At 69.1% G+C, this 12,755-nt stretch carries 10 protein-coding genes; 7 read left to right on the forward strand and 3 right to left on the reverse strand.

The annotated features are described in order from the left end of the window. Positions 1-103: 103 nt before the first annotated feature. From FB560_RS12555 to FB560_RS12580, 6 genes are read left to right on the forward strand one after another with little or no spacing between them, the layout of a single operon-like run. The gene (locus FB560_RS12555; protein ID WP_141872675.1) at positions 104-1,807 is read left to right on the forward strand and encodes an ABC transporter substrate-binding protein; all 1,704 of its coding nucleotides are present in this window, start codon (positions 104-106) and stop codon (positions 1,805-1,807) included. Between the two features lie 5 nt (positions 1,808-1,812). Continuing rightward, complete coding sequence (locus FB560_RS12560; protein ID WP_170198116.1) at positions 1,813-2,742, forward strand: ABC transporter permease; 930 nt, start codon at positions 1,813-1,815, stop codon at positions 2,740-2,742. Next, positions 2,739-3,725 carry an ABC transporter permease gene (locus tag FB560_RS12565; RefSeq protein WP_141872677.1) on the forward strand — a complete coding sequence of 329 codons (987 nt, stop codon included), beginning with the start codon at positions 2,739-2,741 and terminating at the stop codon, positions 3,723-3,725. The genes FB560_RS12560 and FB560_RS12565 overlap by 4 nt, the downstream gene beginning before the upstream one ends. Continuing rightward, positions 3,718-4,740, forward strand: coding sequence for an ABC transporter ATP-binding protein (locus FB560_RS12570; RefSeq protein WP_141872678.1), 1,023 nt, complete (start codon positions 3,718-3,720; stop codon positions 4,738-4,740). Before FB560_RS12565 ends, FB560_RS12570 begins: the two co-directional genes overlap by 8 nt. Beyond that, positions 4,737-5,657, forward strand: a complete 921-nt coding sequence (locus FB560_RS12575; RefSeq protein WP_141872679.1) for an ATP-binding cassette domain-containing protein — start codon at positions 4,737-4,739, stop codon at positions 5,655-5,657. The genes FB560_RS12570 and FB560_RS12575 overlap by 4 nt, the downstream gene beginning before the upstream one ends. Further along, entirely contained in the window at positions 5,647-6,495 is an 849-nt protein-coding gene (locus FB560_RS12580; protein ID WP_170198117.1) for an alpha/beta fold hydrolase, read from the forward strand. The genes FB560_RS12575 and FB560_RS12580 overlap by 11 nt, the downstream gene beginning before the upstream one ends. Here FB560_RS12580 and FB560_RS12585 read toward each other — a convergent pair. Then, positions 6,482-7,444 (reverse strand): LysR family transcriptional regulator, encoded by a 963-nt coding sequence (locus FB560_RS12585; protein ID WP_141872681.1) that lies wholly within the window; start codon positions 7,442-7,444, stop codon positions 6,482-6,484. The two genes, FB560_RS12580 and FB560_RS12585, sit on opposite strands and share 14 nt — an antisense overlap. A gap of 204 nt (positions 7,445-7,648) precedes the next feature. Here FB560_RS12585 and FB560_RS12590 point away from each other — a divergent pair, with 204 nt between their 5' ends. Continuing rightward, the gene (locus FB560_RS12590; protein WP_141872682.1) at positions 7,649-9,538 is read left to right on the forward strand and encodes an ABC transporter ATP-binding protein; all 1,890 of its coding nucleotides are present in this window, start codon (positions 7,649-7,651) and stop codon (positions 9,536-9,538) included. Between the two features lie 4 nt (positions 9,539-9,542). Here the strand turns inward: FB560_RS12590 and FB560_RS12595 are convergent, their stop codons facing one another. Together FB560_RS12595 and FB560_RS12600 are read right to left on the reverse strand one after the other, a co-directional pair. Further along, positions 9,543-10,727, reverse strand: coding sequence for a DUF4232 domain-containing protein (locus FB560_RS12595; protein WP_141872683.1), 1,185 nt, complete (start codon positions 10,725-10,727; stop codon positions 9,543-9,545). A gap of 150 nt (positions 10,728-10,877) precedes the next feature. Beyond that, positions 10,878-12,740, reverse strand: coding sequence for a phosphoenolpyruvate carboxykinase (GTP) (locus FB560_RS12600; protein WP_188895103.1), 1,863 nt, complete (start codon positions 12,738-12,740; stop codon positions 10,878-10,880). Positions 12,741-12,755 lie beyond the last annotated feature (15 nt).

A 12,755-nucleotide genomic window follows, 5' to 3' on the forward strand; every position in this document is an offset into this window, starting at 1 on the left:
TGCTCGATGGACGCCGTCGCAGACGCGCCGACAGACTGCATTCCTGAGAGACCACTCTCGCCCCCGACCCGATGGGGGACCCGCCTCACAGGAAGCGCGATCAATGGTGAATCGATCACGGAAAGTGTTGTTCGGAGGGCTCGCTCTCGTCGTCGCCCTCGTGGTGTCCGGTTGCAATGCGAACGCCGGCCCCACGGAATCCACGTCCGAAGGCACGGCGACGGCGATGGAGTCCGTCCCCACCGGTGGCACGCTGCACTACCTCTCCCGTCGCGCCAACGAGTCCTGGGAGACCGCGAACGCGCAGATGGTCCCCACGAGCCGACTGCGCTGGGTGCACCGCGGCCTGACGTCGTGGCAGACGTTCCCCGACAAGGAGACGATCCTCACCCCCGATCTCGCCACCGACACCGGCACCACCGACGACGGCGGCCAGACCTGGACCTTCACGCTGAAGGACGACCTGCTGTTCTCCGACGGGACCCCGATCACGGCGGAGGACGTCAAGTACGGCGTCGAGCGCTCGTTCGCCCCGATGTTCCAGGGCGGCCTGGGGTACCACAAGACCCTGCTCGTCGGCGCGGAGGACTACGAAGGCCCCTACGACGGCGAGGAGCTGGACTCCATCGAAGTGGTCGACGACCAGACCATCGTCTTCCACCTCAACCGCCCGTTCGGCAACTGGCCGTGGATCGTCAGCATGCCCGCGTTCGCCCCGGTGCCCGCCGCGGCCGACACGGAGCCGGAGACCTACGGCGAGCACCCGGTCGCGAGCGGTCCGTACATGGTCACCGAGTACACCAAGGGGTCGCAGGCCGTTCTGGAGCGCAACCCGCACTGGGACCAGAAGACCGACGACGTTCGTCTCGCCGGTCCCGACAAGATCATCGTCGACATGGGCCTGAACAACGACACGATCGTGCAGCGCCTGATCGACGACAAGGGCGACGACAAGGACGCGATCAGCAACGCGCTCATCTCGCCGTCGCAGTTCCAGCGCATCGAGTCGGACCCGTCGATCAGCGACCGCCTCGCCAACGGACCGTCCGGATACTTCCGCTACATCGCGCTGAACATGAAGAGCCCTGAGCTGGCAGACGTGCGTGTCCGCCAGGCGCTCAACTTCGCCCTCAACAAGGCCGAGCTGCAGAGCGTCTACGGCGGCCCCAAGTTCGGCGGCGAGATCAGCTCCACGATCATGACCCCCGGCATGCCCGGCTACGAGGAGTTCAACCTCTACGACGGCGGCGACAAGGGCGACGTCGACAAGGCCAAGAAGCTCCTCGCCGAGGCCGGTGTCACCGACCTCACGCTGAGCCTGACCTACCCCGCCGATGCCAGCGCGATCGAGGAGAAGGAAGCGCTGAGCATCAAGAACTCTCTCGCCAAGGCCGGTATCACGGTCGAGCTCAACGGTCTGGACTCCGACACCTGGTACGAACTGATCTCGTCCGGCGGTGACGGCTACGACCTCACCACGAGCGGCTGGGGCGCGGACTTCCCGAGCGGCATGAGCACGATCCAGCCGCTGTTCGCATCCAGCGAGATCGGCAACGGCGGCGGCAACGCCTCGAACTACTCCAACCCCGACGTCGACGCCGCGATCGATGCCGCGATCTCGGAGCCCGACCTCGACAAGGCCGGCGAGATGTGGGCCGCGATCGACAAGCAGATCATGGAGGATGCTCCGATCGTCCCGATCCTGGTGCAGCGCACCCAGGCTCTCGCCGGATCGAACATCGTGAACTACTTCATCCCCGCCTACCCGCCGTTCGCGAACGAGCTGGTCGTCGGCATCGATGAGTGAGTCCTGTGTCGACGATTGAGAAGACGCGCGCGGAGGGCCGACGCCCGTCGGTCCTCCGCCGCTTCACCCGCAAGCGCTCGGCCGTCATCGGCCTGGTCATGCTCGCGATCCCGCTTCTGGCCGGCCTGTTCGCCCCCGCACTGGTCGCCCTCGAGGGGCAGGACCCCTACTCGTTCCACACCGAGCTGCTCGACCCGAACGGCGGCCGTCCGCTCGGCGCGTTCGGCGGAGTGAGCGCGGAGCACTGGCTCGGCGTGGCACCGGTGACCGGGATCGACCTGTTCGCGCAGATCGTCTACGGCATCCGCTCCTCGCTGTTCATCGCCTTCGCCGCCAGCATCATCTCGATCATCTTCGCCGCCGCGCTCGGCACCGCGATGGGCTACTTCGGCGGCTGGCTCAACGCCGTCGCCGGTCGCGTGATCGACTTCATGTTCGGATTCCCCGGTCTCATGTTCGTGATCGCCGTGATGGTGATCGTCCCGCCCGAGTTCCCCCGAGAGCTGGTGCTCGTGTTCGTGCTCGCCTTCTTCGGCTGGACCGTACCCGCCCGGATCATCGGCGCGCAGGCCGGAGCCGTGAACGCCCGGGCGTTCGTGGAGGCTGCCCGTTCCACCGGCGCTCCCCCGTGGCAGATCATCCGCCGCGAGATGCTCCCCCACCTGTTCGGTCTGATCGTCGTGCTGTTCGCGATGTCACTCCCCGCGAACGTCAGCATGGTCGCCGGTCTCTCGTTCCTCGGCGTCGGCCTGCGCGGCGACGTCCCCGACCTCGGCAAGCTGCTCTCGGACTCCCTCCCGTGGATCTACAGCGGCGCCGACGTCTGGTACATGGTCTTCCCCGGCGCCGTGGTGTTCTGCATCGTGTTCGGGGCCACCCTCGCCGGCGACGCGCTCCGCGACGTCCTCGATGTGCGCACGGAGGACGCATCATGATCGGCTACATCTCCCGCCGCCTGTTCACCGCGGTGTTCATGCTCCTCGCGATCGCCTTCGTGACGATCGCCCTGTTCTTCGGCGCGTCTCGCGACCCCGCCCGCGCCATGTGCGGCAAGCCCTGCCCCGCCGACACCCTCGCGAAGGTCAGCGCCTACATGCAGACCGACAAGGGCGTGCTGTGGCAGTACGTCGAGTTCGTGAAGGGTCTGTTCGTCGGCCGCACCTACGGCTCCGGCGCACAGCAGGTGCACTGCGCCGCTCCGTGCTTCGGCTACTCGTTCCCGAACCAGAGCGATGTCACGACGCTGATCGTCGAGCGCCTCCCGGTCACTCTGTCGCTGACCTTCGGCGCCGCCGTGCTCTGCCTCGTGGTGGGCATCGGCCTCGGCGCCGTGTCGGCCATCCGCAAGGGCGGTGTGATCGACAAGTTCTCCACTGGCTTCGCGATGTTCGGTCTCGCCGTCCCGACGTTCCTGGTCGGCCTCCTGGTCGTGCAGGTGTTCGGCTTCATGCTGAACGTGCTCCCCTACTCGGGGTTCGTGCCGCTGTCGGAATCGCCGCTGGACTGGGCCTGGCATCTGATCGGACCGTGGATGGTCTTGTCGATCATCCTCGCAGCCGGGTACATCAGGGTGACGCGCACGCAGCTGCTGGGTGAGCTGTCCTCAGACCATCTGGTCGCGATGACCGCGCGCGGCGCCTCGCCCCGAAGAGTGAACGCACACGCTGTCCGCGGCGTCATGATCCCGATCGTGGCGATGTTCGCCCTCGATGTGGCCGCGCTCCTGGGCGGATCGGTGATCGCCGAGAAGGTGTTCAGCCTGCACGGCCTCGGCGATCTCCTGCTCGCGGGCGTGAACGAGTCCGATCTCAGCCTGGTCGTCGGGGTCACGCTGTTCTCGGCCTTTCTCATCATCATCGGCAATCTCCTGGCCGACATGCTCATGCCGCTTCTCGACCCGAGGATCCGCCGTGCCTGAACCCGTGCTCCAGATCGAGGATCTGTCCATCTCCTTCGCCCTCGCCGGCACCGATGTCGACGTCGTGCGCGACCTCGCGGTCTCGGTCGAGAAGGGACGCACCCTCGCCGTGGTGGGCGAATCCGGCTCGGGCAAGACGATCACCGGCCGTTCGATCATGCGGCTGCTGCCTCCGGCGGCGAGCGCGCGCGGCAGCATCCGCGTCGCCGGGCGCGAAATCCTCACCGCCGACGAGAAGACGCTGCGACGCATCCGCGGCGCGGACGTCGCGATGGTCTTCCAGGACTCGCTCTCGGCGCTGAGCCCCTACCTCAGCATCGGCGCGCAGATCGTGCAGGCGGTGCGGCTGCACGACCCGTCGGTCTCGCGGCGCACGGCCCTCGCGCGGGCCGTGGAGATGCTGGACCGCGTCGGCATCCCGAATCCCGCCGACAGCGCCCGCCGCTACCCGCACGAGTTCTCCGGAGGCATGCGCCAGCGTGCCGTGATCGCGATGGCGCTCGTCAATCGTCCGGCGCTATTGATCGCCGACGAGCCGACCACCGCGCTCGACGTCACGGTGCAGGCACAGATCCTGGCGCTGCTGCGCAGCCTGCAGGACGAGTACGGCATGGCGATGCTGCTGATCAGCCACGACTTCGGCGTGGTCGCGAGCGCGGCGGACGATGTGCTGGTGCTGTACGCCGGCCGTGAGGCCGAGTACGGGAGCCTGCGCGACATCTTCGAGCACCCCGCCCATCCGTACACCGCCGGACTGCGGGCGGCGACGCCGCGGCTGGACGCGGAGGGCGAGCGGGCACGACTGCGCGCGATCCCCGGAGTGCCCACCTCGCTCCGGGACGCCGGGCCCGGATGCTCCTTCGCGCCGCGGTGCGCGTTCGCGGCACAGCTCGGCGGTCGCTGCGAGACCGAGCTGCCCCTGCCGACGCTGCGCGGGTCGGACGACGCCGGAGCGGTCCACCGGGCTGCCTGCCACCTCGACCGTCTCCCCGAACTGCAGGAGGCCGCCCGATGAGCGATCCGATCCTCATGATGACCGACGTCACGAAGCGCTACCGCACGGGCGGCGTGTTCGGCCGCGACAGGAAGACCGTGCTCGCGGTCGACGGCGTCACCCTGCAGGTCGGTCGCGGCGAGGCGCTGGGGCTGGTGGGCGAATCCGGCTCGGGCAAGTCGACCCTGGCGCGGATGGCCAACGGCCTGATCAGCCCGACATCGGGCTCCGTGGTCACCGACGGGTACGAGGTGTCACGCCTCAGCGCGAAAGGCCTCCGCGGGCTGCGGCGCAACGTCGCGATGGTGTTCCAGGATCCGCTCGCCTCCCTGAACCCTCGGCAGACCGTGCGGCAGACGCTCGAGAACGTCTTCCGCGCGCACGGCGAGACGACGTCGACGGCGGAGCTGATCGACCTGCTCGCTTCTGTGGGGCTGGGTGCGGACTACCTCGAGCGCTACCCCCACGAAGCGTCCGGCGGTCAGCTGCAGCGCGTCGCCGTCGCACGTGCCCTGGCGCTCAAACCCGACCTGATCATCGCGGATGAGCCCACCTCGGCGCTCGACGTCTCGGTACGGGCGCAGATCCTCAATCTGCTCGCGGACCTGCAGCGCGATCAGGGCATCTCCTTCCTGCACGTCAGCCACGATCTCGCCGTGATCCGCCTCTACAGCGATCGTGTCGCCGTGATGAACCGCGGGCGGATCGTGGAGACGGGTCCGTCCGACGAGATCTTCCGCTCGCCGCAGCATCCGTACACGCAGTCGCTCGTCGACGCGACACCGGAGGCCGAGCTCCCGACTCATGACGGCGCCCCCGTGCGCGCGGGTGCGCCCTCGTGCGACGATCTTGACCATGACTCACCGAATGACCACGACGCCGTGGTTCGGCCAGAAGCCGGCCCGGCACGAGACAGAAAGAGGACACGTGGGTACTGACCTGTTCGTCCGAGAGTTCGGACGGGATGCCGCAGAGGCGCCCGTCGTGCTGATCCTGCACGGAGCCGTCGAGTCCGGCGCCTGCTATGGAGACGCGATCCGTCGCTGGGGGGACGACTTCCACATCGTCGCGCCCGACGCGCGGGGGCACGGCCGCTCCCCCGGACGCCTCCCCGAGCACGAGGGCGTGCCGTCGACCGATGTGATGGTGCAGGACGCGATCGACATCCTGGAAGATCTCCTGGAGGAGACCGGCCGTCGCACGCTGATCGTCGGACACTCCATGGGGGCGCGCATCGCGGCGTTCGTCGCGGCGGATGCACCGCACCTGGTGGCCGGTGTCGTGCTGGAGGACCCGCCCTGGTGGGTCCCCGAGGCAGGCCCGAACCCCTGGCTCAGCGTGGAGCAGACGGAGAAGGATCCCTTCGACTTCGCCGACACGGCCTCGGTCGACGAGCTCATCGAGATGCAGCGGGCGCAGAAGCCGCATTGGCCCGAGGAGGAGCTCCGTCCACTCGCCGAGGCCATGAAGGCGGTCGACATCGCCTACATGGAGCAGCGGGTGCACGAGAAGCGCCGCATCTGGACGCCGACGGCACGACAGATCACGGTCGGTCCGACCGGCGTGCCCGCGCTGCTGGTCACCGGCACGGGAGACGTCATCGTCGACAAGCACTCGCGCGAACGCCTGACCGCGGTCGCGCCGGGCTTCGACATCATCGTGATCGAGGGCGCGCACCACTGCGTGCGCCGCGACCGGCCGGTCGAGTACCACCGGCACGTCGACGCCTTCCTGCGCGAGAACGCCCCCTCGGTGGGGGCCGTCACTCCACGCTGAACGTGTCGGAACGCGCGAGCGGACCGTGGATCTCCGAGTCGGGCTCGGCGAGCACGGTCCGCATCGCGTCGAGACCCGCGCGCACGACCGGGTGGCCCTGATTGTCGCGCCGTGTGGTCATGATGACCTTGCGCAGCGGCGCGATCCCCTGCGTCGGCAGGATCGTCACCCATTCCGCATCGCGTGCCGACAGGGCGGACTCCGGCACCAGGCACACGCCCGCCTCGGCGGCGACGAGCGAGACCGCCGCACGGTAGTCGTCTGACACGTGTGAGATCGTCGGGTGGAACCCCAGCTCGGCGCACGCCTGGAGCACCATGGTGCGCGAGGGGTTACCGGGAGAGGGCATGATCCAGCCGTCCTCGACGAGCTGCGTCAACTCCACGCCGTCGGACCCCGCGAGTGGATGGCTGTGCGGCACGGCCGCTTTGAACCGCTCGATGTAGAGCGGGAACTTCACCACGTCCGGCGAATCGCGCTCGGGGTCGGACTCGTACTCCAGGCTGACGGTGGCGTCGATATCGCCGCGCATGAGCATGCGATGACTCATGTGCGCCTCGGCGTCGACCACCTTGACGTCGATCCCCGGCGCGTTGCGGCGCAGCTCGACGATCGCCGGAGCCACCACCCAGCTGATCGCCGTGGGGAACGCGCCGATGCGCAACTGTCCCAGCAGTCCGCCGGAATGGGCGGCGAGCTCGGCCTCGGCGATCTTCAACCGGGTGTTGATCTCCTCGGCGTGCTCGGCCAGGATCCGTCCGGCCGGGGTGAGTGCGAGCTTGCGCCCGGTGCGCACCACGAGCGCCTGTCCGACCTCGCGCTCGAGAGCCGAGAGCTGCTGCGACACGGCCGATGCGGTGAGGTGCAGGGCCGCCGCGGTGGCGGTGACCGAGTCGGAGAGCACGAAGGCGCGCAGGACGAGCAGACGGCGGGGGTCGATCGTGACCACGGAGGCTCCATCGGCGAAGGCGGTCGGTCACCGATCGTGCGGGTTCACGCGGTGTCCCAGTGCGGTCATTCTATCGACCACCGTCCCTGTTCGGCGGGCTCGGCGCACCCGTTCTCCGCCCCGTCGCGGCGTACGCGGATGGGCACCGCGGGCACGGAGAGGAAGTACGGTCGTACTACGCCCTTTTCCAGAACGAGGTCCTCCATGTCCCGCACGGCGACTCCCCGCCGACGCGGACGCGGCGCGCAGCACGAAGGTCCGCGCGCCACGTTCCGCCAGCTCCTCCCCTTCCTCTTCGAGCACAAGCGCACGCTGGTCGTGGTCGCCGTGCTCAGCATCGTGGGAGCGGCGACCTCGCTCGTGCAGCCGCTGCTGGTGGGGCAGGTCATCGAGGCCGTGCAGTCGGAGAAGACCATCGGCATCCTGGTCTGGCTCCTCGTCGGCTTCGTGATCGCGTCGTCGATCATCTCCGGCTTCCAGCACTACCTGCTGCAGCGCACCGGCACCGCCGTCGTGTACTCCAGCCGCCGCAAGCTCATCGCCCGCATCCTGCATCTGCCCACCTCGGAGTTCGATGCCCGTCGCACCGGCGACCTCGTCTCGCGTGTGGGCACCGACACAACGCTCCTCTACGCGGTCCTCACTCAGGGTCTCGCGGATGCCGTGGGCAACGTCGTGCTGTTCCTCGGGGCCCTCATCGCGATGCTGGTGATCGACCCGGTCCTGCTGCTGCTGATCGTGGTCGTGATCGGCGTCTCGGTCGTGGTGGTCGTGGCGCTGAGCGGACGCATCCGCACGGCTTCGACCGCGCAGCAGGAGAAGGTCGGCGAGCTGGCATCCGGCGTCGAGCGCGCCGTGGGATCGATCCGCACGATCCGCGCCTCCGGGGCGACGGAGCGCGAGACCGTCGCCGTCTCGCAGCTCGCATCCGACGCCTACGGCATCGGCGTGCGCATCGCCAAGATCTCCTCCCTCGTGGTGCCGATCGCCGGGATCGCGCTGCAGCTCTCGCTGCTCGTCGTGCTGGGTGTCGGCGGCTTCCGCGTCGCGGCCGGAACCATCACGATCGCCTCGCTGATCGCGTTCATCATGTTCCTGTTCCTTCTGGTGATGCCGCTGGCCTCGACCTTCGGGGCCATCACCTCGGTGAATCAGGCACTCGGCGCCCTCGGCCGCATCCAGGAGGTCCTGGATCTGCCGACCGAGACGCAGGACGACGAGAAGATCGCTGCTGCGGTGACCCGCGAAGAGCCGGACCCGCAGTCGCCCGCTCTCGAGTTCCGCGACGTGCACTTCCGCTACCCGGAGAACGTCGTGGTCGCACGACGCGCGGCAGCGAAGGAGGCGCAGGAGGTACTCGCCGACGCGCATCTGGAGCGTGCCGACACCGACATCGCGGCCCCCGTCATCTCGCACGAGGTGCTGCGCGGCGTGTCGTTCGCGGTGCCTCGCGGTGCCCGCGTCGCCCTGGTCGGGCCGAGCGGGGCGGGCAAGAGCACGATCCTCTCGCTCGTGGAGCGCTTCTACGACCCGACCGGCGGCTCGATCCGTCTGTACGGCCACGACTCCCGCACCTACACACGCGAGGAGCTGCGCGCCCAGTTCGGCTACGTCGAGCAGGATGCGCCGACCCTCGCCGGCACGCTGGCCGACAACCTGCGCCTCGCCGCCCCCGACGCCTCCGACGCCGAGTGCGAACAGGTGCTGCGCGCCGTGAACCTGGGCGATGTGCTGGAGCGCAGCACGCTCGGACTCGAGGCACCTGTCGGCGAGGACGGCGTGATGCTCTCGGGAGGAGAGCGCCAGCGGCTCGCGATCGCGCGCGCCCTGCTCACGGACGCCCCCATCCTGCTGCTGGACGAGTCGACCTCATCGCTCGACGGCGTCAACGAGCAGCGCATGCGCGAGGCGATCGACGCGGTCTCCACCGACCGCACGCTCGTGGTGATCGCGCACCGACTGTCGACCGTCGTCGACAGCGACCTGATCATCGTGCTGCAGGACGGCGCCGTGGTCGGGCAGGGAACGCACGCGGAACTCGTGGAGTCGACGCCGCTGTATCGCGATCTCGCCCGTCATCAACTCCTGGCCTGAGCCGTCACCCCGCGGGAGGTACCGCGGGCCGCCATGCCGTCACGTGGACGGTCGCGCCGGGGATGAGATCCAGCGGCATCTGCCAGGACAGCCGTTCCTCCCCCGGAGTCACGGCGACCCAGATGCTGCGCGCCGCGAGCTGCCCCTGGACCGAGTTCGCATCCCATCCGATCACGGCTGTGGCCGAATCCCCCGGCTGCAGGGTGATCGACGAGGGACCGAGGTCCTCCGCCATGAAGGAGCGGCCGTGCTCGACGCTCACGTCGAGCAGATGCCCGTTCTGGTCGCCGTACGCGACATCCGGATAGCCGTTCAGGATGCACGGCTCCTCTGCGACGTTCACGAGCTGCAGCAGCTGACCCCGATGCCCGGTCGCGCCGTCCGGCGGCGGCGTCATGATCGTCGTGTCCTCCGCGGTGCACGCCCCGTCGACCGTCGCGCCATCGGAGGGCCCGGCCGTGGGTACCGGCTCCCCGTCTGCGGAGGGATCGGGGGCCGCTGCTCCGCTCGGATCGGCCTCCCCCTCTGCCGTCGCCTGCTCCTGTCGCAGCTGCTCCTGCATCGCGTCGTCACCGGCCTGGGAGGCGACCGGGATGAGGATCAGCGCGACCGCCGCGATCAGCGCCACGACGAGGTTCGATGTCGTCGCGCCCGAGCGACGCGCAGGTGGCACGTCCGCGTCCCATGCGGGTCCGGAGCGCGCGTACACGAGCGCCGGGATCCATCCCGCGACCACTGCCCACCAGGTCGTCTCCGAGGCGGCCCCCATGCTGCTGATGGCGCCGCCGATCCCGAAGTCGCCGACTCCGGTGACGACGTTGCCGAGATCCAGGGCCGCGCCGATCGCGAACGCGACCAGGATGGCCGTGAGCCAGCCGGCCACGAAGCTGACCCGGCCGGCGGAGAACCGCGCGGCGAGCACCGCGAAACCGGCCACGAGCACGACCGCCATCAGCAGTTGCACGAGCACCGCCCACAGCACAGGGTTTCCGAACACGCCACGGGTCATGGGCGAGGGCACCAGCCGTGCCAGAGTCGCCAGGCTCCCGCCTGCCTGATACAGGAGATGCGGCACCCAGCCGCAGACGAACCACAGCGCGGCGAGCACCGCTCCGCCGATCAGACCCTGCTTCGTCGCACCGTGACGCATCGCGTTCCCCCCGGACAGCACCGCAGACGCGCGGATCATCCGACCCTATCGTCGCGATCTGCACGCTCCGCGGATTTCGGGCAACGCGAAGGCGGGATGCCGGAGACCACTCAGCCATGGGTTCGTCTCTGACATCCCGCCTTCGCGGGTATGAGGCACCGGCTCCCCCGAGCCGGTGCCAGTCTGGGGCTACGCCTTGTCGAGGCGGTAGCGCAGCGACGCGAGCTCGGCACGCAGAGCGGCCGGCACCTTGTCGCCGAAGGTGTCGTAGAACTCCTCGGTCAGATCGGCCTCGGTCTTCCAGGCCTCCGCGTCGACGAGGAAGAGCTCCTCAAGGTCAGCGGCGGGGATGTCGAGGCCGTCGAGGTTGAGGTCCTCCGGGCGCGGCAGGCGACCGATCGGGCTGTCGACCGCAGGGACGTCGCCCGCGATGCGGCGGATGATCCAGTCCACGACGCGCGAGTTGTCGCCGAAGCCGGGCCACAGGAACCGGCCGTCAGCACCCCGGCGGAACCAGTTCACCTGGAAGATGCGAGGGGCACGATCGAACCGGAGTCCCCGACCGACCTTCAGCCAGTGACCGAAGTAGTCCGCCATGTTGTAACCGCAGAACGGAAGCATGGCGAACGGGTCGCGGCGCAGCTCGCCGAGCGTTCCCTCGGCCGCAGCCGTGCGCTCGGACGAGATGTTCGAACCGAGGAAGACACCGTGGGTCCAGTCCGTGGCCTCCACGACGAGCGGCACGTTGCTGGCACGGCGTCCGCCGAAGAGGATGACGTCGAGCGGCACGGCCTGCTCCCAGTCCTCGGAGATCTGCGGGCACTGCGCCGCCGCCACCGTGAAGCGCGAGTTCGGGTGCGCGGCCGGACGGCCGGAGTCGGGCGTCCAGTCGTTGCCCTCCCAGTCGATCAGGTGCGCGGGCGCCTGATCGGTCAGGCCCTCCCACCACACGTCGCCGTCGGGGCGGAGCGCCACGTTCGTGAAGATCGTGTTGCCCCACAGGGTCTCGACGGCGGTGACGTTGGTGGACTCGCCGGTGCCGGGGGCGACACCGAAGAAGCCGGCCTCGGGGTTGATCGCCCACATGCGGCCGTCCTCGCCCGGACGGATCCAGGCGATGTCGTCGCCGAGGGTCTCGACCTTCCACCCGGGGATCGTCGGGCGCAGCATCGCGAGGTTCGTCTTGCCGCAGGCCGAGGGGAATGCCGCGGCCACGTGGTAGGCCTTGCCCTGCGGGTCGATCACACGGATGAGCAGCATGTGCTCGGCGAGCCATCCCTCATCGCGGGCGATCACCGAGGCGATGCGCAGCGCGAAGCACTTCTTGGCGAGGATCGCGTTGCCGCCGTAGCCGGAGCCGGAGGAGTAGACCTCGAGCGTCTCGGGGAAGTGCACGATGTACTTCTCGTCGTTGCAGGGCCACTCGACATCCTGCTCGCCCTCCGCGAGCGGCGCGCCGACCGTGTGGACCGTCTTGACCCACGGAGCGCCTTCGGCGATGCGGCGCGTGACGGCATCACCCACACGCGTCATGATGCCGATCGAGGCCACCGCGTAGGCGCTGTCGGTGACCTGGACGCCGATGTGCGAGAGCGGACCGCCGACCGGGCCCATCGAGAAGGGCACGACGTACATCGTGCGTCCGCGCATCGAGCCCTCGAAGATCTCGGTCATCTTGGCGTGCATCTCCGCCGGAGCCGCCCAGTTGTTGGTCGGGCCGGCGTCTTCTTCGCGCTCGGAGGCGATGTAGGTGCGGCCTTCGGTGCGGGCGACATCACTCGGGTGCGAACGGGCGAGGTAGGAGCCGGGACGCCATTCGGGGTTGAGCTTGATGAGCTTTCCCTCGTCGACCAGGCCGCGCAGCAGCCAGTCGTTCTCGGCGCGGGAGCCGTCGACCCAGTGCACGGAGTCCGGCTGGGTGAGCGCGCGGATCTCTTCGACCCAGGCGGCCAGTTCGGCCATCGCGGGGGTGTCGTAGCTCGGCGCAGCACCGAACGTACGCGCAGCGGCGACGGGGGATGTGCGAGGGGCGAAGACTTCAGCGATGGCCATGACAGCTCCTTTGAT

This window comes from Microbacterium saperdae (genome assembly GCF_006716345.1).
Taxonomy (GTDB): Bacteria; Actinomycetota; Actinomycetes; order Actinomycetales; family Microbacteriaceae; genus Microbacterium; species Microbacterium saperdae.

What these genes read in the sequence shown, in the direction of transcription:
- FB560_RS12565 (WP_141872677.1), top strand. Translation starts at nt 2,739, where the DNA reads ATGATCGGCTACATCTCCCGCCGCCTGTTCACCGCGGTGTTCATGCTC.
- FB560_RS12600 (WP_188895103.1), bottom strand. Translation starts at nt 12,740, where the DNA reads ATGGCCATCGCTGAAGTCTTCGCCCCTCGCACATCCCCCGTCGCCGCT.
- FB560_RS12595 (WP_141872683.1), bottom strand. Translation starts at nt 10,727, where the DNA reads ATGATCCGCGCGTCTGCGGTGCTGTCCGGGGGGAACGCGATGCGTCAC.
- FB560_RS12575 (WP_141872679.1), top strand. Translation starts at nt 4,737, where the DNA reads ATGAGCGATCCGATCCTCATGATGACCGACGTCACGAAGCGCTACCGC.
- FB560_RS12555 (WP_141872675.1), top strand. Translation starts at nt 104, where the DNA reads ATGGTGAATCGATCACGGAAAGTGTTGTTCGGAGGGCTCGCTCTCGTC.
- FB560_RS12590 (WP_141872682.1), top strand. Translation starts at nt 7,649, where the DNA reads ATGTCCCGCACGGCGACTCCCCGCCGACGCGGACGCGGCGCGCAGCAC.